The sequence below is a fragment of the Stenotrophomonas sp. STK16_22 genome (genome assembly GCF_051984505.1).
GTDB lineage: Bacteria > Pseudomonadota > Gammaproteobacteria > Xanthomonadales > Xanthomonadaceae > Stenotrophomonas > Stenotrophomonas maltophilia_A.
On the sequence record NZ_CP196972.1, the window covers coordinates 997,210 to 1,020,367 of the forward strand.

Sequence of the window (23,158 nt, forward strand, 5' to 3'; positions counted from 1 at the left end):
CCACGCTACACGTGGATTCATGGGCCGGATGCCGTGCGTGTATCCCTCAGGCCGAGATTCCCGCCAGCACCGCATACATCACCACGAAGCTCACCAGGAACAGGTAGACGCCGCCGATGGCAAGGTAGCGCAACACGGTCAGCGCCTTGTTGCCGCCATACACGCGTTGCTGCATCCACAGCAGATAGACCGGGACCGCCAGCCACAGCAGGGCATACAGCCATTGGCTGGCGGCGGCGAAGGCGGGGGATGCGAGCGCGCTGCTGATGCCGGCGATGAGGAAGGTTGCCAGCAGCACCATCATCAACCAGCAGTGGCTGTACAGCGCCACCACCAGATGTTCCAGATACCCCATCTGCCGTGGCACGTAGGCGATGCGCAGAACCAGCGCGAACACCGGCATCAGGAAGAACAGGGCACCGGGCAATGCGGTCAGGATCGCCTGCATGTACAGATCGGTCTTGCCCCCCATGCGCTGGATGTTGGCGTTGCCGTTGTGCAGGCGCTTGTTGAGCCAGTTGTTGGCGAACCGGGGCCAGCCGGCCACCACGATGGGGTTGGTGTCAGCGTCCCACGGTTTGCCGTTGACGGTGTGGTTGAAGAAGGTGCCGGGCTCGGTTGTGGCGACCTCCTTGCTGGTGCCGGTGAGCTCGGCTTTGCGCTGTGCGGCTGCCGCATTCACCGCCGCTCTGGCCATGGCGAAGCCGGCGTTGCCGGTAGCGGGTGAGTTGGCCTGCTGGCGATCGATCGTCGCGAGCTGTTTCGCGCGTGCGGCCTCGACCTGTTCAACGGTGTTGGACTTGGCATACAGCGAATCGCCTCCGCCCATGCGGATGTCGTCGACGTGCACGAACAGTTTGCCGATGAAGAACGTAAACAGGGTGAGGATGACGAACAGCCGCAAAGGCTGCACGTATCCGACCCGGCGGCCCTTGAGGTAGTTTTGCGTGATGCGGCCGGGAACCCAAAGATCGCGCAGCGTGCGGAAGATGCGCCCGTCCAGGTGCCAGAAGGATTCGAACACTTCTTCGATGGCATGGCCCACGTGCTTGAGCGGGTTGTGCGCCGATTGCCCGCAGCGATGGCAGTAGTGGCCCTGCAGGGCGGTGTTGCAGTTCTCGCAGTCGGCGTGAGCGCTGTCGGTCGAACTCATGGGCAATGGGCCAGGCGTCGGATGAAGGCGTCTACGATAGCGAATTTTCAGGTTTCGTTCAGCTTTGTTTTGGAGTGCCAACGAGCGTGCGTAAGGCGATCAAAAGCATCCACGCGTGGCGTGGATCTACTGATGGATCTGGAGGAACAAGTCCCTCTGTTGAGGGGCTGCCACGACAGGGGCGGGGAGAGGCAGGCGAAGGGAGGGGCCCAATGGTTGCACAGCAACGTTTGGGGCGAAGCGCGCGCAGCGCACTTCGCGTCCCGCGCCAGATAACTGAAAAAGGCCACCCCTTGAGGCAGCCTTTTTCAGTTATCTGGCGGAGAGGGGGGATCCAGTTGAGTCGGATCCAACCCCTTGAACCGCTTGGCATTCACAAACCGGGAGTGCCCTGTTTTGTGCCCGGCGCATTGTAGGACTATCCAAGCATGCACGGATAGCTCCGGGGCTCCTCCGTGTGCCTTTAGAGAATGCCGCCTGGATCGCCGAGGGCTGGTCGCGGGATAGCTACTCCAATTGGTCCTACCCGCTGGACCCGACTGCTCAATGAGCCATCTCAGGGCCTCCTAGTGGCTAACCACTTCACTGCGAACAACGGGCACCCGGCGAGGGGAGAGGATCTTCTCCCAATCACCGGGGGTGATCATGCCACTTCTACGTTAGTACGTATCGGGACGACTCATAAGCGCCGCCCAAGCTCTCAATTCGCTATCGGGGACATGAAGAATGCCGTCGGCTGTTGAAATCCATCCGGGCTGCCTATTCACACCGCTGCCGTTGATCAAGGAAGCGGCCGATCCCCGCATATGGGAAGACCATGGAGTCGTTGTCTCCAGTCCCCAGCCACTGTCAGGGCACTCATTTTCCTCAGTGACGCACACTGACTGGCGGATGGACATGAAAGCGGCTCGGGCACTGCTGCTGATTACAGCCCGATTCAATCGTGTCCACAGAGTCCACGTGGCTGAGAGCTATTCACTTTCACCCAGTGCCAAGGACGGAATCATTCAAAGCATCCGACCGCTGGCAACTAGCGATGTTCAGGATTGGAGGAGTTTTCTGGAGCAGATGGCTCAGTGCTCCGGAATTGCACCGTTCCAACTTCGCTCGGATCGCTCCTGGGTCGGGGCAGCATCGCCCTTAGAGGCAAGTCTTGTTTGCCCCGCAATGGCAAGAGTGCCGCAACAGATGGCGGATCTAGTGTCATTCCTCGCAGATCATCTCGACAACCCCAATGAGGAGATTGACGAAGCCGCGGCATTTCAGTTCTTGACGATCCATCCGTTGCATGACGGCAACGGCAGAGTGGCCCGAACCCTCTTGATCAAAATGGCCTCCAGGAAACGTAGCTTGTATCCGCTTTACATTGCGTGGCGGCTCATGTTCGACAAGATTGGCCTAACTAGATCATGGCGGGAGCGATCCCTGGACGGTGGAACCTTATTCGATGTGAACCACTACATCCAATGGCGTCATACCAGCTCTAACATCGGGAAGGCCTATCTCGATGCAGCAGCGGCAGGGTGCGATACCCGCGTTCTGGATTGTCTAGCAGCCTTTGGACAGATTTCCCCAGCCGGCATCTGTGCACTCAACAGTACGGTCAACCAAGGGCTTTCCGCAAGAATGGTCTCCAAACACGAGGACTGCCGCCACACCAATTTCTATAGCGAAACGCTTCGCACCCTTCTCCAGAAGATCTGCAAGGACAGTACTTCGGGCGAAGATTTACCCCTTCAAACGATGAAAGCACAAGGATGAAATGAGAAAAATGCGACACGTGCACCGCTCAAACAACTCGACAACACGGGGCTCGGATCTGAGAGCCGCAATACGGCATAGCATTAGGTTGAGCTTGGTGGTTGCAGGATGCTTCTTTGCCGTTCAGCCCGGCTTCGCAGACACCTCGACGGACAGGGGCACTACCAATCTTCCTCCGGTGGACGCAACCCCTCCTCCCTACGTTCCTCCATACACTCCTCCGATGGAACCGCCGGCTCGCCCGCCTGACCTAGGATATGATCCCGGCGATTCAAGTGGTGGGGGCGGTGGCGGGGCTGGTAGTGACCAGCAACAATCTTGTGAATTCCTGCTTGCCACTCGTCCCGCCGCCTGCCCTAATCCTATTCCCATGCCAACGGATCCGCTGTTTGGGGATGATCGAATACCCGCGGGACAACGCTCTTCCATGCGGATGGCTCATTCGTTCGTCAATGGCAAGGCCTATTGGGAAGGAACGCCGATCCAGATGGATTCCCTAGCCATCTGGTTCCTTCAAGTAGCTTTGCAGGAACAGGTCAACAGTTTCGCCTCAGGCGCCAGCCTTGTGGAGACCAATGCTCGCATGCGGATTCAGCTTGGTTTGACATGTGACATTCAGCTCGATGCGTCGAGTCAGTATCGCGTCGGGGGAACGCTGACCAAGCCGGAAAAGTATTGTATCGAGATGCTGAAAGCATTCGATGCTGAGGCCAACGACAATCAGAATTTCATGATTTGGTTCATTGAACATCAACGAAAGGTTGGCGTACCCCTCGAAAACTACGTTCCGTATGGGATCGTCGAGCTCGTTGACACGCGAAACTCTATCGGCGAGAAATGGCGTGCAGTGACGGAAGACGCATCCTGCTCAAAATGGTGGACACAGGTCCAGAAAAACATGTGCGGGGTAAAGTAATGCACGCGAGATCGATTCTGTTTACGGCCATTTTGGCAGTCATCGCCACGGCTTGTTCAGAACAACCCGCCCCAGACAAGGGCGCAGTGGCACCGGCGGCAGAAGGCGCCGAGTCGTCCCACTCTGTTCCGGGACAGACACCACGCGCTACCACGTCCCAGCTCTCGACGGGTGGTGAATCCCATAGCTTTGACGCGGCCGTGGTTGCGCAGCGCTTGTGCACTGGAGACTGCCGTGACGCCGGCCCTCTGCAAGCAAGATCTCAAGAAGAGGCTGAATGGCTAATTCGGCATCAATATCCTTCGCAGGCGGAACTCGAGCGGCTTCGATCAGAGTCGCTGGATGTATTGCAGCAAAAGGCGTCAGTGGGCGACTCCACCGCAGCCGCGGTGCTGGGAAAACGGATTGCCTTGGAGAAGAACTTCATGGACGGCCAAGTCATGCTCCGAAATCAGGTGCTATCGGGCAACTTCTATGCGCTTTACGCGATCTCAGAGTCGTATCGCGAATCGAAAGTGCCAAACGCGGTAGATGGTGCAGCATATCTCCGTCTGGCTTACATCATGGGCGACCACAAAGCAGCGACCGAGATTGCGAAGATGGGTCTCAGCTCTGCGGAGCTGGCGGCTGCCGACAGGAGAGCGTCTTTGCTCTACAAGGGATTCGCAGGAGACCAGGTGCCTGATCCGCGCCCACAAGGGTAGTCGTATATGGTGCAGCAGGGTGCCCTCTTAAGGGCACCCTGACTTCGCAGGCATGGGCAATAATGCAGTGCTGGTCGATGTAAGCCATCGACCAGCGCGCCAGAGCTCTCCGCATTGTTCCCTTCTTCTTCCCTTGCTTGGCGGCATTGGCTGCTTTTCGCTTTTTCTTCATGGTTCGGCGCAAGCTTCGCCGCTCGTGTCGTAACCAGCGGCTTTCAGGAGTTTGTCGGCGGCGCGTGCCGCTGCTAGGACGTTTGCCCACCCCTAGTGCATAACGCGTTTTCGCCGTTGCGCAAGCCCGGCGGCGCAGGAGCGCCGCCATTACCGTTTTGCCGAGAGGGGGCCGAGCGGCAGCGAGGCCAGTCGATTTGCTAGTGCTCGGTCACCGTCCCGTCTGCCGCCTTGGTCCGGTTCAAGATCAACTGCTGTAGCGGGTCGCCATCGGTCAGGTGCTTGGAAGCGCGCCGATGTCCTCTTCCTTGATTCCCATGCGTTGCTCTCTCAGCGCCTCGAAAGCCCGAGCATAGCGCGCCGTCAGTTGCAGGGCGCAGCTGGGCCACGGCCAGCTCGGTCTTGCGCAGTCGGCGTTTGAAGACGCGATGGCCTGGAGATCGGCGGGACCCGTTGCCGGAACGACCAGAGCCCAGAGGGCGCGCGAACAAGATGGTTTGGGGTGTGCATCGTCAGATGTGTCCCGATTCGTGTCCCGCCGAAGGTTATCTCAGAAAAGCAAAAACCCCTGCGTAAACAGAGGCTTGCGTAATCTGGCGGAGAGAGGGGGATTGTCGTGTGCATCCATGCACCCGATCCCGATGCGCGTTGCGCCTCGGGACCCGCCTGCGGTGATCTGTCCGTGCATGTCGCGCATCTGGAGGAACAAGCCCCTCTGTTGAGGGGCTGCCCCGACAGGGGCGGGGAGAGGCCGGCAAAGGGAGGGGCCCAAAGGTTGCGCAGCAACGTTTGGGGCGAAGTGCGCGCAGCGCACTTCGCGTCCCGCGCCAGATAACTGAAAAAGGCCGCCCCTGGGGGCAGCCTTTTTCAGTTATCTGGCGGAGAGAGGGGGATTGTCGTGTGCATCCATGCACCCGATCCCGATGCGCGTTGCGCCTCGGGACCCGCCTGCGGCGGTCCGGTTCTGCTCCTGCAGAACCGTCGAACCCCGGCGTGGCTTCTCACCACCCATCCCATCCGCCAGACAAACGCAAAAGGGCCACCCTGTGGGCGGCCCTTTTGCGTTTGTCTGGCGGAGAGAGGGGGATTCGAACCCCCGAAGCGCGGTTTAGACGCTTACACACTTTCCAGGCGTGCTCCTTCAACCACTCGGACACCTCTCCGGATCCCTGCCATCGGCAAACGCCTCAGCAGGGGCGCAGATTCTAGCGGGCCGCGCGGCACTTCACAAGCACCCCGGTCAGGAACCTGCGAAGGACGTGCCGGAGGCGAGGGGGCTGGACAGGCATGGCACAATGGAACATCCGATGGAAAACGGTGGCCTGATGTCCTATCTCGTCCTTGCCCGCAAGTGGCGTCCGAAGCGTTTTGCCGAGCTGGTGGGCCAGGAACACGTGGTCCGTGCGCTCAGCAACGCGCTGGACAGCGGCCGGGTCCACCATGCGTTCCTGTTCACCGGTACCCGCGGCGTGGGCAAGACCACGATCGCGCGCATCTTCGCCAAGTCGCTCAACTGCGAGCAGGGCACCAGCGCAGACCCATGCGGCCAGTGCGCGGCCTGCCTGGACATCGACGCTGGCCGCTACATCGACCTGCTGGAAATCGACGCCGCGTCCAACACCGGCGTGGATGACGTGCGCGAGGTGATCGAGAACGCGCAGTACATGCCCTCGCGTGGCAAGTTCAAGGTCTACCTGATCGACGAAGTGCACATGCTGTCCAAGGCGGCGTTCAACGCGCTGCTGAAGACGCTGGAGGAGCCGCCGGAGCACGTGAAGTTCCTGCTGGCCACCACCGACCCGCAGAAGCTGCCGGTCACCGTGCTCAGCCGCTGCCTGCAGTTCAACCTCAAGCGCCTGGACGAGGATCAGATCCAGGGCCAGATGACCCGCATCCTGGCGGCTGAGGAAATCGAGGCCGACGGCAGCGCCATCGTGCAGCTGGCCAAGGCCGCCGACGGCAGCCTGCGTGACGGCCTGTCGCTGCTGGACCAGGCGATCGCCTACGCCGGCGGCGCGCTGCGCGAGGACGTGGTGCGCACCATGCTGGGCACGGTCGACCGCACCCAGGTGGCAGCGATGCTCGATGCGCTGGCCGAAGGCGATGGTCCGCGCCTGTTGCAGGTGGTGGCTGCGCTGGCGGAGTTCTCGCCGGACTGGAGCGGCGTACTGGAAGCGCTGGCCGAAGGCCTGCATCGCATCCAGGTGCAGCAGCTGGTACCGGGTGCCGCAGCGGCTGCCGAAGGCCTGGATGCGACGGTGTTCGCCGAACGCCTGCGTCCGGAAGTGGTGCAGCTCTGGTATCAGATGGCCTTGAACGGCCGTCGTGACCTGCCGCTGGCGCCTAGCCCGCGCGCGGGCTTTGAAATGGCTGTGCTGCGCATGCTGGCGTTCCGCCCGGCCGCGGCGGTCCCGCCGGTGCCGAAGTCGGTGGATGGTGCAGGCAATGCGCCGGGTGGCAATGCTGCCGGTGGTGGCACCGGTGCGGGTACCCACGAAGCGACGCCGGCGACTGCCGCCGCTTCGGCAAGCCCGGCCGTGGTGGCGCAGGTGGCCGCTCCGGTGCAGGCCGCGCCGCGCGAACCTGAACCCGAACCTGAGCCGGCCCCACGACCCGAACCGGACCCGACGCCGGAGCCCGAGCCGGTTCCGGTGGAAGAGCCGGTGTCACCGCCGCCGGTGAAGGCCGAAGCAGCGACGCCGCCGTCCGTTGAAACAGAAGTGGGCGACGACCTGCCGCCGTGGGCCACCGACGAAGCCGAGGCACGTGACGAGGCACGTGACGAGGCGCTGGCGGCCGAGATGGCTGGGCCGGAAGCTGCCATGGTGGCGCCCTGGCATGAGCCGCCGGCTCCCGTCGCGGCTCCCAGCGAGCCTGCACCGCCCGAGCGCCCGTTCCGCACTGAAGGCATTGCCATCGCGCCGGTCGAGCCGGCGCCAGTGCAGGAGAATGCGCCGCTGGAAGGTGTGAGCGATCTGGCCAGCGCCGAGGATTGGCTGGATCTGGTCGCCAACAGTGGCCTGAGCGGCCCGTCGCGGCAGCTGGCCGCCAACGCTGCCTTCATCAGTTGCCAGCACGGGACCTTGAAACTGGGTCTTTCGCCCGGATTTGAATATCTGCGCTCGGAGCGCGCGCTGGCCGCCCTGGGCGAGATGCTGGAGAAGGCCCTCGGCCAGGCGCCGAAGATCGTGGTCGAGACCGTGGAAACCGAACACGTTCCGGCCGAGACCCTGCACCAGCGTGCCGATCGCCAGCGTGGCGAGCGGCAGCAGGTGGCAGAGGCTGTTTTCATGGACGATCCGGAAGTGCAGGTGCTGATCCAACAGCACGGCGCCCGGGTTGTTTCCGATTCCATCCGTTCTTTTGACGAGTAGGACACTATGCGCGGCAACATCGCCCAACTGATGCAGCAGGCCCAGAAGATGCAGGAAAACCTGCAGAAGGCCCAGGAAGAAATCGCCAAGATCGAAGTGACCGGCAGCGCCGGCGGCGGCATGGTCAGCGTGACCCTGACCGGTGCCAAGGAATGCCGCAAGGTGCGCATCGACCCGTCGCTGACCAGCGACCCGGAGATGCTGGAAGACCTGATCGCCGCCGCCTTCAACGATGCCTCGAACAAGATCGATGCCGAGTCGAAGTCGAAGATGGGGTCGGCCACCGCCGGCATGCAGCTGCCGCCGGGCATGAAGCTGCCGTTCTGATTTTCAGCGTGGCACCCGTGTAACCGGGTGCCACGGATCCCGTAGAGTCGAGCTTGCTCGACTGTTCCAACCTTCAGTCGAGCATGGCTCGACTCTACAAACAGCCGTCGAGCCTGCTCGACGCAATGAAAGCCTGCCGCCGTGTCCGCACCCCTGCTTGAACAATTGATCGACGCACTGCGGGTGCTGCCTGGCGTGGGCCAGAAGACGGCGCAGCGCATGGCCTACCACCTGCTCGAGCGCGAGCGCGAAGGTGGTCAGCGCCTGGCCGAAACCCTGGCGCTGGCGGTGGAACGCATTGGCCACTGCGCGCAGTGCCGCGACTTCAGCGAAACCGAGTTGTGCCCGACCTGTGCCAACAGCAGCCGCGAGCGCAGCCAGCTGTGCGTGGTCGAATCACCGGCCGACCGCCTGGCCATCGAGAACGCCACCGGCTTCCGCGGTGTCTACTTCGTGCTGCAGGGGCGGCTGTCGCCGCTCGATGGCATCGGCCCGCGCGAGCTGGGCCTGGAGCAATTGGAGCGACGGTTGGCCGAAGGCGAGGTGCAGGAGCTGATCATCGCCACCAGCGCCACTGTGGAGGGGGAGGCCACCGCGCATTACCTGGCGCAGCTGGCGCGCGCACGCAAGGTGCAGCCCAGCCGCCTGGCGCAGGGCCTGCCGCTGGGCGGCGAACTGGAATACGTCGATCGTGGCACGCTGTCGCACGCGTTCGGGACGCGCAGCGAATTCCGCGATTGAGCAACGGCCGGCATGGCCGGGCGCGGGCGGCCTACAATGCGGGAGACATCCCCGCCGAGGCCGATCATGAGCAACGAAACCCTCTTCAGCAAGATCATCCGTCGCGAGATCCCGGCCACCATCGTCTACGAGGATGACGAGGTGCTGGGCTTCAAGGACATCGCACCGCAGGCGCCGGTGCACGTGCTGTTCATTCCGAAGAACGAGATCATTCCGACCCTGGATGACCTGCAGCCGTCGCAGGCGCACCTGATCGGCAAGCTGGCGCTGGCTGCCGCCGAGTACGCGCGCCGCGAGGGCTTTGCTCAGGACGGCTACCGCATCGTGATGAACTGCCGCGAGGATGCCGGGCAGACCGTGTTCCATATCCACATGCACCTGCTGGCCGGTGCGCCGCTGGGGCACTTCGGTACCCCGGGGCGTTGAAGCCCCTATCCACGCATGGCGTGGATCTACCGTATCCCGGCGTGGATGGAAAAGGCCGCCCGAGGGCGGCCTTTTCCGTCATGCCTGTGCGGTGACGATCACCACCAGCCCCAGCGACCATAGCCGCCCCAGTACGGGCCATACGGGCTCGGGCCCCACGGGCCATAGGGGTAGGGCACCACGTCGACCTGACGCTGTTCCGGCCACAGGTAGATCACATCAGCCGACAGCTTCGGCAGGCGGTAGTCGTATTCGCCGATGCGGGTGTTCTGGTAGCCGTCGATCTTGCCGATGAAGGTCACGTCACGACCGGCTTCGAACACCGCCGGGTCGTAGAAGCCGGCACGGCAGGCGATGAAACGACCGTCGCTGGCATCGGACGAAGTGGTGTTCGGGCGGCCACTGCCATTGAGCGGGCGCGAGATGATCTGGAAGCAGGTCTCGCCCTGGCCGGGCTTGGTTTCGATGATGCGACCGCCCCAACGGACCGGCGTGCCGACCTGCTGGGTAGCGACCGAATCGCGAGGGGAGACCAGGCTGAACTGTCCCTGCAGCGGCTTGGGGGCCGTGGCGCAGGCCGACAGGGCCAGCGTGGCCACAGCGGTGAGAAGGAACTTGGTGTTCATGGGGAGGCTCCGGAAGTCGGGCGATGCCTGCGCAGGTCCCGCAATAATGAAGCGAGGTCGGTGCAAGTTCCAGCGTAACGCGCATCAGCGAAACGCTGGCTGAGCGCGAGCAGGGCCGGGTCAGGACGCTGCCGGTGTACGCGCTGTGCCCAGTCCTGGGCGGTTTCGTGCGGTTCACGGGCCAGGCCGAGGCGGGCGTAGCGCCGTCCGAGCCGGTGCCAGGCGCGCAGCAGCGGGTCGCGTTCGCGCTCGCCACGGGCCAGCAGCCAGGCCATCCACGCCAGCGCCAGCAGTGCGGCCACCACGAAGCCAGCGACCAGCTGCCCAGGGCCCAGATCGTCCAGCCCGAACGGCTTGAGCAGCTGTTGCTGGCGGCGCGCATCGAACGACAGCACCAGGTCGTTCCAGCCGCGGCGCAGCCAGTCGCCCAGCTGGCCCAGCTGCAGCCAACGCTGCTGCAGTGGCGTGTCCGTGCCGGCCTGCAGGCGGTCATCCAGTGTGTCCAGGATGCGTTCCGGTGCCACGGCTGCGGTCGGGTCCACCCGGACCCAGCCGCGCTGCGGCAGCCACACCTCGGCCCAGGCGTGGGCATCCATTCGCCGCACTACCCAGTAGTCGCCGATGCGGTTGCGGGTGCCGCCGGCGAAACCGGTCACCACCCGCGCCGGGAGGCCGGCGTTGCGCATCAGCACCACGAAGGCCGAGCTGAAGTGTTCACAGAAGCCGGCCTTGTAGCCGAACAGGAACTCGTCGATCGGGTCGCGTCCCGCCGCAGGGGTGTCCAGCGTGTACGAGAAGTCGGTGGTGATCCACTGCAGCGCGCGGCGCACGATGGCCTCGTCATCGCTGCCAGCCTCCTGTCGCCATTGCTGCGCCAACGTGGCAGTGCGCGGGTTGAAGCCGGTCGGCAGCTGCAGCGTCGCGCGGCGCAGATAGGGCGACAGCGTGCTGTCGAAACGCAGGGGAGGGGCCGAATGCAACCGCCAGCGGCTGAGCGAGGCCAGCGGGCGTTCGCTGCTCAGGCTCATGTCCGCATCCAGCATGCTGCCTGCAGGCGCGCGGCTGGGCAGGTCCAGCGCCACCAGCTGGCGGCGGTCGGTCGGCTCGTAGTCGATCTGGTAATCCCAGCCCTGTGTACTTGCTTCAACCACGGCAGCAGGCCGCCGCGCGCTGGCGCGGTCGCGTGTCCAGCGCCGTCCATCGAAGGCTGTCAGTACAGGGCCGCGCCAGTAACGCTGCGCCGGCTCGGGTGGAGTGCCGAAGAATTGCACGCGCAGCGCCGGGCTGTCGTCGGCCATCAGGTCCAACCACTGGCCGGGCTCCATGCTGTCGGACAACCCCGGTGTACCCACGGCGCGCTCGGGAACACCCCACAGTGGTGTGGCCAGGCGCGGGAACAGCCAGAAGCAGGCCAATGCCAGCGGCAGGCCGATCGCCAACAGGCGGCCGACACCATGCAGCTGCCCGCGCAGTGGCAGGCGGCCAGCATGACCTTCATCCTGGGCCAGGCGTTGCAGCGCGATCAGTGCGCTGCCCCCGGCCAGCGCGGCCAGCGCGGTTGTCAGCGGCCCCTGGTCGAGCAGGAATGCTGCAAAGGGCGAGAACAGCGCGAAGCCGAGCAGGCTGCGGGCATCACGCAGGCTGCGCAGCTCGCTGGACTTGATCGCCAGCATCGCGGCCAGCAGTGCGCAACCGGTATCGCGCCCGGGGCGCACCATGCCCATCTGCCAGACGATGGCGCCGAGCATGCCCAGCACCAGCAGCAGGCGTACCGGCATCGGCAACACTGTCCGCCACGACAGGGCGGCGGTGATGATCGCCGCCAGCGCGATCACACCAGCCAGCAGTGGCGGCAGCTGCAGCAGTAACGGCAACAAGGCCAGCGCCGCGCTGGCCAGGGTCCAGTTGCGGGCATTGCGGTCGAGCAGGGCCGGGGTCTCAGTCATGCGGCATCAGCGCCAGCGCGCGCAGGCACAGGTGATGGTGGCTGGCGCCCTGACCGGGCCCGAACGGCGGGTGTGCAGGCAGCAGCAGGGTGTAGCGGCGGCCCTCGCGCTCGGCCACATCCACCCAGCGCGCCAATCGAGCGATGCGTGCTTCATGGCCCAACGGCGCCAACGAGCGCCAGTCGAGGATCACTTCGATGCCGACCGGCTTTTCGTACTCGCGCACCAGCAGGCTGTCGCGGCGAGCCGAGTGCTTCCAGGAAATGCTGCGCGGCGCATCGCCAGCCCGGTAGGGGCGCAGCTGATGCAGTTCCTCGCCGCTGGCATGGGCGCGGGTGTGCAGCGGATCGCTGCCGCTCTCCGGCAGTGCAGGCGCCACGGCTTCGGCCAGCGGGTAGACCAGCAGCGGCTGTTCCGGCCACACCCACGACCACGCCCGCACCAGGCCCAGCGGCTGGGTGGTGGACAGTCGGATGCGCGGCAGTTCCAGCCAGCCACGGCGTTCGCTGGGAACGTCCAGTTCCACTTCGCCACGGCCGTGCGCAGGCAGCGAGGTCCAGGCGTTGCTGTCACCCAGCTGCAGATGAAGGCCGTGCCGCGCACGCGGGTCACGCAGTGAGAGGTCCACGCGCAGACGCAACGGTTGCCCGGCCGCTACCGGCTCGGCGGAGATCGCATCGATCTGCACGCCGGACAACTGGAGATGCGCGGCAATGGCACTGGCGATTGCTGCTGCCGCGAGCAGCAGGGCCAGCAGCAGCGCCGGGTTGTTGTTGTAGTTCAGTGCGCCCAGCAGCATGGCCGCCAGCAGGGTGGCAACGAACAGGCCGAAGCGGGTGGGCAGCACATAGATGCGATGGCGGTCCAGCCGCCTCGGCAAGGCTTCGGGCCTGCGTGGCCGAGCCAGCAGCTGCATGCGTGCCCAGCGTGTGGCCACGCTCAGTCCACCGCGACGGTCTGCAGGATCGCGCGCGCCAGTGCCGGACCCGAACTGGATTCGGCTTCCGCCACCAGTCGGTGACCGGCCACCGCCACGAACAGGGTCTGCACGTCTTCGGGCACCACATGGCCGCGCCCCAGCAGCAGGGCATGTGCCTTGGCCGCGCGCAGCAGCGCCAGGCCCGCACGTGGCGACAGGCCCACGCGCACACCGGCATGCTGGCGGCTGCGGGTCAGCAGCGCCTGCACATAGTCGATCAGCGCGTCGCTGGCATGCACCTGGTTCACCGCGTCGCGCAGCGCGCGCACCTGGGTGTCATCCAGTTTCGGTACGGCACGCGCGATCAGGTCGCGGCGATCGCTGCCGCGCAGCAGCTCGCGCTCGGCCTGCGCGCTGGGGTAACCCATCGCCAGTCGCAGCAGGAAGCGGTCCAGCTGCGAATCCGGCAGCGGGAACGTGCCGGACAGATCCACCGGGTTCTGCGTGGCGATCACGAAGAAAGGATCGGGCAGGGCATGGGTCTGTCCATCCAGGGTGACCTGTTGCTCGGCCATCGCTTCCAGCAACGCGCTCTGCGTGCGCGGTGGTGCGCGGTTGATCTCGTCGGCCAGCAGTACGTGGGTGAACACCGGGCCGGGGTGGAACTGGAACTGACGGCTGCCGGCTTCATACACCGACACGCCCAGCACATCGGCGGGCAACAGATCGGAGGTGAACTGCACGCGCTGGAAGCTGAGGCCGAGGCTGCTGGCCAGCGCATGCGCCAGCGTGGTCTTGCCCAGGCCGGGCAGATCTTCAATCAGCAGGTGACCGCCGGACAGCAATGCGACGAACGCCAGCCTGACTTCCGGCACCTTGCCCAGTACCAGTGCGTTCACCTGATCCTGTGCCTCCCGCAGGGCCTGACGCAATTGATCGGTTAGCATGCTGGGGTTGGGGGACGAAGCTGGCATGATCGTCTCAGATCTGGAATCCACTCGATTATCCATAGAGCAATGCAAGGCGAACAGCGCGCACGGACGATATTTCTCTGGTTATGGACGCTGGTCACAGCGGCCAAGCTGATCGTTGCCGCGCGCTTGCCGCTGTTCGTCGACGAAGCGTTCTATTGGCAGGAAGGCCAGCATCTGGCCGCGGCCTATTCGGATCTGCCCGGGTTGACCGCCTGGCTGGCCCGCCTGGGCGTGGAGCTCGGCGGTCATCACGTGCTTGCGCTGCGCCTGCCGTTCCTGGCCATCGGTGCGCTGTTGCCGCTGCTGGTGGTGCGCACGGCCACGCGCTGGTTCGGCAATGTGGCGGGTTGGCAGGCGGGCAGCCTCACGCTGTTGATGCCGTTGTCGGCGACGCTGGGCCTGCTGGCGGTACCCGACGTGCCGATGGCGCTGGCGGCGGTGATCTGCCTGCACGCCGGTGCGCGCCTGCTGCACAACGTGGATGCCTCCTCGGCGATGAAGCTGGCGCTGGGCCTGCTGATCGGTGCACTCAGCCACTACCGTTTCATCGGTGTCATCGGCGTCGGTTTCATCGCGCTGCTGGCATTGCCGCAGGGGCGGCGCATGCTGGCCGATCCGCGCGTATGGGTCGCACTGGCGGTGGGCGTGCTGGCATGGCTGCCACTGCTGGCGTGGAATGCGGACAACCACGATGCCGGTCTGAAATTCCAGGTGGTCGAGCGTCATCCCTGGGCCTTTGAATGGGGCGGGCTGTGGTTCCTGGTGATCCAGCCGATGCTGGTGACGCCGATCCTGTGCATGGCGATGTGGAAGGTGGCGCTGGCAGGAACCCGGAGCGGTGGCGGTGCGCGCGTGCAGTGGCGCTATTTCGGCCTGGTGGGCGGCGTATCCACGTTGGGCATTTTCGTGCTTGGCTTCTTCACTGACGTCGAGCGGATCAGTTTCCATTGGCCGCTGCCGGGCTACCTCGCACTGCTGGTGGCGGTGCCGGTAGTGCTCAACGGCTGGCCGCGCTGGCTGCGCCGCACCGGCTGGTGGCTGGCAGGCGCGGGCATGGTGCTGGCGTTCGGCTACTACCTGATGGCATCCACGCCGGCACTGCGCGAGCAGATGGCCGGCAGCAAGTACTACCCGCGCAATTTCGCTGGCTGGCAACCACTGGCCGTAGCGGTCCATGAAGAGCTGCGGCAGATGCCGGAAGGGACGCGCGTGCTGGCCGGCAACTTCAAGGTTGGCGCCGAGCTGGGCTTCCAGCTGGGCAATGGCAACATCAAGGTGCTGCCGCATCCGCTCAATGACAAGCATGGCCGCACCGCGCAGCTGGCACAGTGGGGCCTGCTGCATGAGGGCGAGCGCACGGCGCCGATGCTGCTGGTGCTGTCACCCAGTGACCAGCGCTATCGCGAACTGCTGGAGCGCTATCACGCCATCTGCGATCAGGTGGGGCCGATGCCTGCGCCACGCGTGGTCAGCAGTGATCACGGGTTCCAGCGCTTCCTGTTGTTCCGCCTGCCGGTGCAGCGCGCGGAAGGGCCGTGCGTGACGCCGGCGATGGCGTGGCTGGATGCGCCGTCCAATGGCGAGAAGGTGTCCGGCACGTTCGCGATCAAGGGCTGGGCGTTCAAGGATGGCGTCGGCCTGGCACGCGTCGAAGTGCTGGTCGATGGCCGTTCCATCGGTGACGCCCGCTATGGGCGTGTGTTCGACGTGCGCCCCGTGTGGCCGGACAGCACCGATCCGCAGCACCCGGCGGTGGGCTTCGACGCATCGCTGGATACCACCACGCTGGCGCCGGGCAGGCATTGGCTGGGCCTGCGCCTGTATGGCCGCGATGGCAGCGTGGAGCAATGGCAGGAGCAGCCGTTCGAGGTCCGTTGAGGCTTCTGCTTTTGTAGGGGCGAGCCATGCTCGACTGCTTTTTCCGGGCCGCCTGCCATCTACAGCAGAAGCAGTCGGGCAGGGCTCGACGCTACAGTTCAGGGCACCGCGAAACCGGCCCTGCGCAGTAGTCCGCACACCGCGATCAACGGCAGGCCGACCAGCGCGGTCGGGTCGCGGTTGTCGATGGCGTCGAACAGGCTGATGCCCAGGCCCTCGCATTTGAAGCTGCCGGCGCAGTCCAGTGGCTGCTCGGTGGTCACGTAGCGGGCGATCTCGTCCGGTTTCAGTGCGCGGAAGCAGACTTCGGTCAGATCGACGGCCGTGAATGATTCTCCATCACGGCTGAGACAGACGGCGGTATGGAAGCGTACCGTCTGCCCGGACATCGCTGCCAGCTGCGCACAGGCGGCCTCGACCGTACCGGGTTTGCCCAGCGGCTGGCCGTTCAGGTCCGCGACCTGGTCCGAGCCGATTACCCAGGCGCCCGGATGGCGGGCAGCCACCTCGGCGGCCTTGGCCGCAGCCAGGCGCGTGGCCAGAGCCGGCGGCGCTTCGCCATTCAACGGGGTTTCATCCACCTCCGGGCGCGCGCAGTCGAAGGCAAGGCCCAATCGCTGCAGCAGCTCGCGGCGGTAGCGGGAGGTGGAGGCCAGGACCAGTGACATGCGAGAATACCGGGGCAGGGCGCGGCAGTCTGGCGTGTCCGCAGCGCCAGCGGCAAGTCCTGTATGGCGGGCATTTGACAGCCGCCGCCCCGATCCTTACTATTCAGCGGCTTATGTCCGCGAACGTGCCCGAAACGCTGGATGCCTGGCGGATGGTTGTAGCGCGAAGGCGCTTCGACGGTCAGGTGTCCCTGGCTGAATTGACCCGCCTGCAGGGGTTGGTCGCAGATACCGACGGTGAGTGCAATTACTCGCTTGAATTCGGTCGCGACGACGTCTTGCGGGTATCCTATGTGGAATTGACCATCGACACCGCGTTGCCGCTGACCTGTCAGCGCAGCATGCAGCGATTCCTGTTGCCGGTGAAGGTGACCCAGAGGCTTGGCCTGATCCGCGACGAGGACGAGGAATCGTCCCTGCCGGAGGAGTACGAGGCGTTGCTGGTGCCGGAAGACGGCCAGCTGCGTCCGCTGGACCTGGTCGAGGACGAGCTGGTGCTGGCGGTGCCTGTGGTGCCGCTGTCGCCCGACGGTGAAGCAGTCGACAAGGACTGGGCGCCGAGCGAAGAAGAAACAAAGCAGGCCAACCCGTTCGCGGCGTTGGCGGCACTGAAGAAACAATAGCAGCCGGATTGTCGTCGGCGGCTGCGGCGAAAGCGAAAGTGTGCTGGGCGCTGGCGTCCTGCGCGACGATACGACGAAGCAAAACGAACCGAGTTTGGAGCAATCCCATGGCTGTGCAGAAATCCCGTGTCACCCCGTCCCGCCGCGGCATGCGTCGTGCGCATGACGCCCTGAGCGCCAAGCAGCTGTCGACCGACCCGACCACCGGCGAAGTGCACCTGCGTCATCACATCACTGCCGATGGTTTCTACCGCGGCAAGAAGGTCATCCAGACCAAGACCTCGGCCGTCGAAGAAGATTGATGTGCCGGGAAGGCCGCTGCCTCCGGGCAGCGGCCTTTGCCTTCTTTCCCGGGTGTGCCGGTGATCGGCGGCCCGCGCAACAGGAAACATGATGAGCAAGCGGATCTACTCGAGGATCGCGGGCACCGGTAGCTATTTGCCGGAAAAAGTCCTGACCAACGCCGACCTGGAAAAAATGGTCGAAACCTCGGATGAGTGGATCCAGTCGCGCACCGGCATTCGTGAGCGGCACATCGCGGCCGAAGGCGAAACCACCAGCGACCTTGGCTACAACGCCGCACTGCGCGCGCTTGAGGCCGCAGGCATCGACGCCTCGCAGCTCGACATGATCGTGGTCGGCACGACCACCCCTGATCTCATTTTCCCGTCCACCGCGTGCCTGATCCAGGCAAAGCTCGGTGTGGCCGGGTGCCCCGCCTTCGACGTCAACGCCGCCTGCTCGGGCTTCGTGTTCGCGTTGGGCGTGGCCGACAAGTTCATCCGCTCCGGCGACTGCAGGCACGTGCTGGTGATCGGCACCGAAACGCTGACCCGCATGGTCGACTGGAACGATCGCACCACCTGCGTGCTGTTCGGCGATGGCGCCGGTGCTGTCGTGCTCAAGGCCGACGAAGACACCGGCATCCTCAGCACCCACCTGCATGCCGATGGCAGCAAGAAGGAGCTGCTGTGGAACCCGGTTGGCGTTTCGACCGGCTTCAAGGACGGCGCCAATGGTGGCGGCACCATCAACATGAAGGGCAACGACGTGTTCAAGTACGCCGTCAAGGCGCTGGACTCGGTCGTGGACGAGACTCTGGCTGCCAACGGCCTGGACAAGTCCGACCTGGATTGGCTGATTCCGCACCAGGCCAACCTGCGCATCATCGAAGCCACCGCCAAGCGCCTGGACATGTCGATGGACCAGGTCGTGGTCACCGTCGACAAGCACGGCAATACCTCGTCCGGCTCGGTGCCGCTGGCGCTGGACGCCGCCGTGCGCTCGGGCAAGGTCGAACGTGGCCAGCTGCTGCTGCTGGAAGCCTTCGGCGGCGGCTTCACGTGGGGTTCGGCTCTGCTGCGCTATTGATAGTGCAAGTTACGACAACGTGAAGCTTTGTCGTTGCGGCCCCTTTGGGGCCGTAACGCGTTTAAGGAGGACCTGTCATGGTTGAGCCCATCGTCATAGAAGGGCAACGTGCCTGGCTGAAGCAGTACGGCAAGGGAAGCCGCGCGCTGGCCCTTGGCCTGCTCAATTTTGTTGCCCGTCGTTTCCATCTGGATGCCCTGCGCCCGCCGCCGCACCGTGGCGGTGACGCCGCGCGCGAAACCGAAGCCCGTCGCCTTGCAGAACTGCAGGCGCAGGGCGTGAACGTGCCCGATGTGCTGGGCACCGGCCATGCTGCGCTGGTGATCGGCGACAACGGCAGTTCGTTCAATACCTGCCTGCGCGAAGCCGACGAGGCCGGTCGCGACCGCCTGGTGATGGCGGCCATGCTGGCCATTGCCGCAGCGCATGCGCGCGGCGCCTATTTCGGTCAGCCGTTGCCGCGCAATCTCACCTGGGATGGCGAGAAGGTCGGTTTCATCGACTTCGAGGAAGATCCGCTGGAAGTGATGGATCTGTCCGAAGCGCAGGCCCGCGACTGGCTGATGTTCGGCTATGGCGTGGCCAAGTACTACGCCGACCGCCCCGAGCACCTGCAGGCGATGATGGCCGAGGCGATGGGCGATGCGCAGGCGCCGGTGCGCGAGCACGTGCACGCGGTCACTGGCCGCCTGCGCAGCCTGGCCCGGGTCTGCATGAAGCTGGGCCGCTCGGCGCGCGCGCTGGCCCACTCCATCTTCATCGCCCATGGCGCCAGCACCGCTGGCGTGCTGATGCTGGTGGGCCTGTGCGTGGATTTCCTCGCCGACGGCGATCTGGACGTCCTGCAGCTGTTCTGCTGACTGTGCGTCCGCCGGGCCATGCCCGGCGGCGTTCCGCGGCTGGCCCACCATACGCGTGCATACGCGCACGTACAGACGACACGGCATGTTCCCCCTTATCATGGCCCGCTTCGATTGCAACAAGCGGATGACCGCGTGACCGTATCCACCCTCGCTTTTGTCTTCCCCGGCCAGGGCTCGCAGTCTGTGGGCATGGTGGCCGAGCTGGCTGAACTGCACCCGCAGGTGCGTGAAGCCTTCACCGAGGCATCCGATGGTGCCGGCGTCGACCTGTGGGCGCTGTCCCAGGGTGGCCCGGAGGAAATGCTCAACCGCACCGAATACACCCAGCCGGCCCTGCTGGCCGCAAGCATCGGCGTGTGGCGCGCCTGGAACGCCGTGGGCGGTCCGCGCCCGTCGGTGCTGGCCGGTCACAGCCTGGGCGAGTACACCGCCCTGGTTGCCGCTGGCGCGCTGAGCCTGCATGACGGTGCGCACCTGGTGCGCCTGCGCGGCCAGCTGATGCAGGAAGCCGCACCGGCCGGCGTCGGTGCCATGGCCGCCGTGCTCGGCGCCGAAGACCAGCTGGTGCTGGACGTCTGCGCCGAAGCCGCAGGCAGCCAGGTGGTGGTGCCGGCCAACTTCAATTCGCCGGGCCAGATCGTGATCGGTGGCGACGCCGACGCGGTCGACCGTGCGCTGGCGCTGCTGGCCGAGAAGGGCGTGCGCAAGGCGGTCAAGCTGGCCGTGAGCGTGCCCTCGCACACCCCGTTGATGCGCGAAGCCGCCAACCGCCTGGCCGAAGTGATGGCCGGCCTGGCCTGGCAGGCGCCGCAGCTGCCGGTGGTGCAGAACGTCGACGCCAAGGTGCATGACGGCATTGACGCGATCCGTACCGCGCTGGTCCAGCAGCTGTACCAGCCGGTGCAGTGGACCGGGTGCGTGCAGGCGCTGGCTGGCCGTGGCGTCACCCGGATCGCCGAGTGCGGCCCGGGCAAGGTGCTGACCGGTCTGGTCAAGCGTATCGACAAGGCCATCGACGGCCGTTCGCTGGCCACGCCAGGCGACTTCGAAGCCGCCCGCGAGGCATGGTCGGCCTGATCCCCCTTGTTCCTGCCGACCGTACCGGTGGCCGCTGCAAGCGGTACGGGAACGGCGGCCGTCCCAGCCTGAGGAAAACATCATGAGCAAGCCCCTGCAGGGTGAAATCGCACTGGTCACCGGCGCCAGCCGTGGCATTGGTGCCGCCATCGCCGATCTGCTGGCCGCCCAGGGCGCCACAGTCATCGGCACCGCCACCACTGAATCCGGCGCCGCCGCGATCGGTGAGCGCCTGGCCGCCCACGGTGGCCACGGCCGCGCGCTGAACGTCACCGACGCCGCCGCGCTGGACAGCGTGCTCGATGGCATTGCCAAGGAATTCGGCCCGATCTCGATCCTGGTGAACAATGCCGGCATCACCCGCGACAACCTGCTGATGCGCATGAAGGACGAGGACTGGGCGTCGATCATCGACACCAACCTGACCAGCGTGTTCCGCACCAGCAAGGCGGTGATGCGCGGCATGATGAAGGCGCGCAAGGGCCGCATCATCAACATCGCATCGGTGGTGGGCGTGACCGGCAATGCCGGCCAGGCCAACTACGCTGCCGCCAAGGCCGGCATCATCGGCTTCAGCAAGTCGCTGGCCAAGGAAATCGGTTCGCGCGGTGTCACCGTCAATGTTGTCGCACCCGGCTTCATCGACACCGACATGACCAAGGCGTTGCCGGAAGAAGCGCGTACCGCGCTGATCAACGACATCGCCCTCGAACGCCTGGGTTCGCCGGAAGACATCGCTCATGCGGTGGCCTTCCTGGCCGGCCCGGCTGCCGGTTACATCACCGGCGAAACCCTCCATGTGAACGGTGGCATGTACATGCCGTAAGCAAGGGGCGCAGGGATTGCGCCGCAAGTGGTTGATCTGCGGAGGTTTTTGCTGCGATGCAAGGCTGCGCCGGTTTCCACTACACTATCCCACGGCCATCGCCTTTGATGGCGACCACTTTTGAACCACAACTCCATCTGGAGCGAGATCCCATGAGCACCATCGAAGAACGCGTCAAGAAAATCGTCGTCGAACAGCTTGGCGTCAAGGAAGAAGAAGTCACCAACAGCGCATCGTTCGTCGATGACCTGGGCGCTGACTCGCTGGACACCGTCGAGCTGGTGATGGCCCTGGAAGAAGAATTCGAGTGCGAGATCCCGGACGAAGAAGCCGAGAAGATCAGCACCGTGCAGGCCGCCATCGACTACATCAAGGCCCACGTCAAGGCCTGATGTCAGACGGCAGTGCGCGCGCGGGCTCACGCTCGCCGCGCACCGCACCCCATGGGGCCGCTGTTGCGGCCCCGTGTGTTTGAGCATCACACCGAAGCAAACCGAGTTGCCCGTTGAAATCATCCGGGCCAGGAGAATCAGCAATGAAGCGTCGCGTCGTCGTAACCGGCCTGGGTATCGTCTCGCCGTTGGGCAATGATCTGGCCAGCAGCTGGGAAGGCATCACCCAGGGTCGTTCGGGCATCGGTCCGCTGACCAACGTTTCTGATGCCTATCTGGATCGGTTCACCACCAAGATTGCAGGTGAGGTCAAGGGATTCGACATCACCGCCGACAATGAACTGTTCGGCAAATTCCGGGTCAGCGGCAAGGATGCCAAGAAGATGGACCCGTTCATCCATTACGGCCTCGGTGCCTCGTTCATGGCCCTGCATGACTCGGGCCTTGAGATCACCGACGCCAATGCCGAGCGCATCGGCGCCATCGTCGGCGCCGGCATCGGCGGCCTGCTCGGCATCGAAGAGCAGACCATCGAGTTCCATGAGGGCAAGAAGATCTCGCCCTTCTACGTGCCCAAGACCATCATCAACATGCTGCCGGGCCAGCTGAGCATCATCACCGGCCTGAAGGGCCCGTCGTTCTCGGCGGTGTCTGCGTGCGCGACCTCGAACCATTCGATCGGCACCGCCATGCGCATGATCCAGTACGGCGATGCCGACGTGATGGTGGTCGGTGGTGCCGAGCGTGGCTCGTCGCCGACCGCACTGGGCGGCTTCTGCGCGATGAAGGCCATGAGCACTCGCAACGACGCCCCGGAACAGGCCTCGCGCCCGTGGGACAAGGACCGTGACGGCTTCGTGCTGGGCGACGGCGCCGGCATCCTGATCCTGGAAGAGTATGAGCACGCCAAGGCACGTGGCGCGAAGATCTACTGCGAACTGGCCGGCTTCGGCGCCAGCTCCGACGCGTACCACATGACCGCACCGAGCGAGAACGGCGAAGGCGCCGCCCGCTGCATGGTCATGGCCATGAAGGACGCCGGCGTGACCCCGGAACAGGTGGGCTACCTCAACGCGCACGGCACCTCCACGCCGCTGGGCGACCTGGGCGAGACCATGGCGATGAAGACCGCCTTCGGCGACCACGCCTACAAGATGATGGTCAGCTCCACCAAGTCGATGACCGGCCACCTGCTGGGCGCTGCCGGCGGCGTGGAAGCGATCTTCTCGGTGATGGCGCTGCAGGACAATGTCATTCCGCCGACCATCAACCTGCAGCAGCCGGGCGAAGGCTGCGATCTGGACTACGTGCCCAACGAAGCGCGCCAGGCCAAGGTCGACGTGGTGATGTCCAATGGCTTTGGCTTCGGCGGCACCAACGGCACGCTGATCTTCAAGCGCGTCTGACCGAGTTGTAGCGTCG

At 64.9% G+C, this 23,158-nt stretch carries 22 protein-coding genes and 1 tRNA gene; 16 read left to right on the plus strand and 7 right to left on the minus strand.

What is annotated here, in order from left to right; genetic code table 11:
* Positions 1–46: 46 nt before the first annotated feature.
* Positions 47–1,234, minus strand: coding sequence for a DUF3667 domain-containing protein (locus ACSYAO_RS04530; protein WP_440566574.1), 1,188 nt, complete (start codon positions 1,232–1,234; stop codon positions 47–49).
* 645 nt (positions 1,235–1,879) lie between these two features.
* Between ACSYAO_RS04530 and ACSYAO_RS04535 the strand changes: the two genes are divergently transcribed.
* The 3 genes from ACSYAO_RS04535 (at position 1,880) to ACSYAO_RS04545 (ending at position 4,534) form a co-directional block, all read left to right on the plus strand.
* The gene (locus ACSYAO_RS04535) at positions 1,880–2,914 is read left to right on the plus strand and encodes a Fic family protein (RefSeq protein ID WP_081352366.1); all 1,035 of its coding nucleotides are present in this window, start codon (positions 1,880–1,882) and stop codon (positions 2,912–2,914) included.
* A gap of 223 nt (positions 2,915–3,137) precedes the next feature.
* Complete coding sequence (locus ACSYAO_RS04540; protein WP_197655728.1) at positions 3,138–3,830, plus strand: hypothetical protein; 693 nt, start codon at positions 3,138–3,140, stop codon at positions 3,828–3,830.
* 365 nt (positions 3,831–4,195) lie between these two features.
* The gene (locus tag ACSYAO_RS04545) at positions 4,196–4,534 is read left to right on the plus strand and encodes a hypothetical protein (RefSeq protein WP_152593484.1); all 339 of its coding nucleotides are present in this window, start codon (positions 4,196–4,198) and stop codon (positions 4,532–4,534) included.
* Between the two features lie 1,241 nt (positions 4,535–5,775).
* Here the strand turns inward: ACSYAO_RS04545 and ACSYAO_RS04550 are convergent.
* Positions 5,776–5,868 (minus strand) — tRNA-Ser (locus ACSYAO_RS04550).
* A gap of 162 nt (positions 5,869–6,030) precedes the next feature.
* Here ACSYAO_RS04550 and dnaX point away from each other — a divergent pair.
* The 4 genes from dnaX (at position 6,031) to ACSYAO_RS04570 (ending at position 9,573) form a co-directional block, all read left to right on the plus strand.
* The gene (dnaX, locus tag ACSYAO_RS04555) at positions 6,031–8,079 is read left to right on the plus strand and encodes a DNA polymerase III subunit gamma/tau (RefSeq protein WP_262220705.1); all 2,049 of its coding nucleotides are present in this window, start codon (positions 6,031–6,033) and stop codon (positions 8,077–8,079) included.
* 6 nt (positions 8,080–8,085) lie between these two features.
* A complete protein-coding gene (locus tag ACSYAO_RS04560) occupies positions 8,086–8,406 on the plus strand; it encodes a YbaB/EbfC family nucleoid-associated protein (RefSeq protein WP_005408298.1) in 321 nt (106 codons plus the stop codon).
* A 141-nt stretch (positions 8,407–8,547) separates the two neighbouring features.
* Entirely contained in the window at positions 8,548–9,147 is a 600-nt protein-coding gene (gene recR, locus ACSYAO_RS04565) for a recombination mediator RecR (protein ID WP_032127775.1), read from the plus strand.
* Positions 9,148–9,213: 66 nt separating this feature from the next.
* Positions 9,214–9,573: a histidine triad nucleotide-binding protein gene (locus ACSYAO_RS04570; protein WP_014646179.1), complete on the plus strand. Its 360-nt coding sequence runs from the start codon at positions 9,214–9,216 to the stop codon at positions 9,571–9,573.
* Positions 9,574–9,671: 98 nt separating this feature from the next.
* On the opposite strand, the gene ACSYAO_RS04575 is transcribed toward ACSYAO_RS04570, so the two are convergent.
* The 4 genes from ACSYAO_RS04575 to ACSYAO_RS04590 are packed head-to-tail and all read right to left on the minus strand — an operon-like array spanning position 9,672 to position 14,038.
* Positions 9,672–10,199, minus strand: coding sequence for a Slp family lipoprotein (locus ACSYAO_RS04575; protein WP_032127773.1), 528 nt, complete (start codon positions 10,197–10,199; stop codon positions 9,672–9,674).
* Positions 10,196–12,145 carry a transglutaminase TgpA family protein gene (locus tag ACSYAO_RS04580; protein WP_107431406.1) on the minus strand — a complete coding sequence of 650 codons (1,950 nt, stop codon included), beginning with the start codon at positions 12,143–12,145 and terminating at the stop codon, positions 10,196–10,198. The genes ACSYAO_RS04575 and ACSYAO_RS04580 overlap by 4 nt, the downstream gene beginning before the upstream one ends.
* A complete protein-coding gene (locus ACSYAO_RS04585; RefSeq protein WP_032127771.1) occupies positions 12,138–13,061 on the minus strand; it encodes a DUF58 domain-containing protein in 924 nt (307 codons plus the stop codon). The genes ACSYAO_RS04580 and ACSYAO_RS04585 overlap by 8 nt, the downstream gene beginning before the upstream one ends.
* A gap of 23 nt (positions 13,062–13,084) precedes the next feature.
* Complete coding sequence (locus ACSYAO_RS04590) at positions 13,085–14,038, minus strand: AAA family ATPase (RefSeq protein ID WP_032127770.1); 954 nt, start codon at positions 14,036–14,038, stop codon at positions 13,085–13,087.
* Positions 14,039–14,080: 42 nt separating this feature from the next.
* On the opposite strand from ACSYAO_RS04590, the gene ACSYAO_RS04595 reads away from it, so the two are divergent.
* Entirely contained in the window at positions 14,081–15,916 is a 1,836-nt protein-coding gene (locus ACSYAO_RS04595; RefSeq protein WP_197655730.1) for a glycosyltransferase family 39 protein, read from the plus strand.
* 98 nt (positions 15,917–16,014) lie between these two features.
* On the opposite strand, the gene ACSYAO_RS04600 is transcribed toward ACSYAO_RS04595, so the two are convergent.
* Positions 16,015–16,584, minus strand: coding sequence for a Maf family protein (locus tag ACSYAO_RS04600; RefSeq protein WP_197655731.1), 570 nt, complete (start codon positions 16,582–16,584; stop codon positions 16,015–16,017).
* A 113-nt stretch (positions 16,585–16,697) separates the two neighbouring features.
* On the opposite strand from ACSYAO_RS04600, the gene ACSYAO_RS04605 reads away from it, so the two are divergent.
* The 8 genes from ACSYAO_RS04605 (at position 16,698) to fabF (ending at position 23,142) form a co-directional block, all read left to right on the plus strand.
* Positions 16,698–17,207 (plus strand): YceD family protein, encoded by a 510-nt coding sequence (locus ACSYAO_RS04605; RefSeq protein WP_197655732.1) that lies wholly within the window; start codon positions 16,698–16,700, stop codon positions 17,205–17,207.
* Between the two features lie 107 nt (positions 17,208–17,314).
* The gene (rpmF, locus tag ACSYAO_RS04610) at positions 17,315–17,509 is read left to right on the plus strand and encodes a 50S ribosomal protein L32 (RefSeq protein WP_004154640.1); all 195 of its coding nucleotides are present in this window, start codon (positions 17,315–17,317) and stop codon (positions 17,507–17,509) included.
* A 91-nt stretch (positions 17,510–17,600) separates the two neighbouring features.
* Complete coding sequence (locus ACSYAO_RS04615) at positions 17,601–18,578, plus strand: beta-ketoacyl-ACP synthase III (protein WP_032127766.1); 978 nt, start codon at positions 17,601–17,603, stop codon at positions 18,576–18,578.
* A 77-nt stretch (positions 18,579–18,655) separates the two neighbouring features.
* Complete coding sequence (locus ACSYAO_RS04620; protein ID WP_032127765.1) at positions 18,656–19,438, plus strand: hypothetical protein; 783 nt, start codon at positions 18,656–18,658, stop codon at positions 19,436–19,438.
* 135 nt (positions 19,439–19,573) lie between these two features.
* A complete protein-coding gene (fabD, locus tag ACSYAO_RS04625) occupies positions 19,574–20,518 on the plus strand; it encodes an ACP S-malonyltransferase (protein ID WP_032127764.1) in 945 nt (314 codons plus the stop codon).
* Between the two features lie 82 nt (positions 20,519–20,600).
* Entirely contained in the window at positions 20,601–21,344 is a 744-nt protein-coding gene (gene fabG / locus ACSYAO_RS04630; protein ID WP_004146899.1) for a 3-oxoacyl-ACP reductase FabG, read from the plus strand.
* A 152-nt stretch (positions 21,345–21,496) separates the two neighbouring features.
* The gene (gene acpP, locus ACSYAO_RS04635; protein ID WP_005415509.1) at positions 21,497–21,736 is read left to right on the plus strand and encodes an acyl carrier protein; all 240 of its coding nucleotides are present in this window, start codon (positions 21,497–21,499) and stop codon (positions 21,734–21,736) included.
* A gap of 143 nt (positions 21,737–21,879) precedes the next feature.
* Positions 21,880–23,142 (plus strand): beta-ketoacyl-ACP synthase II, encoded by a 1,263-nt coding sequence (gene fabF / locus ACSYAO_RS04640; protein ID WP_049463472.1) that lies wholly within the window; start codon positions 21,880–21,882, stop codon positions 23,140–23,142.
* Positions 23,143–23,158 lie beyond the last annotated feature (16 nt).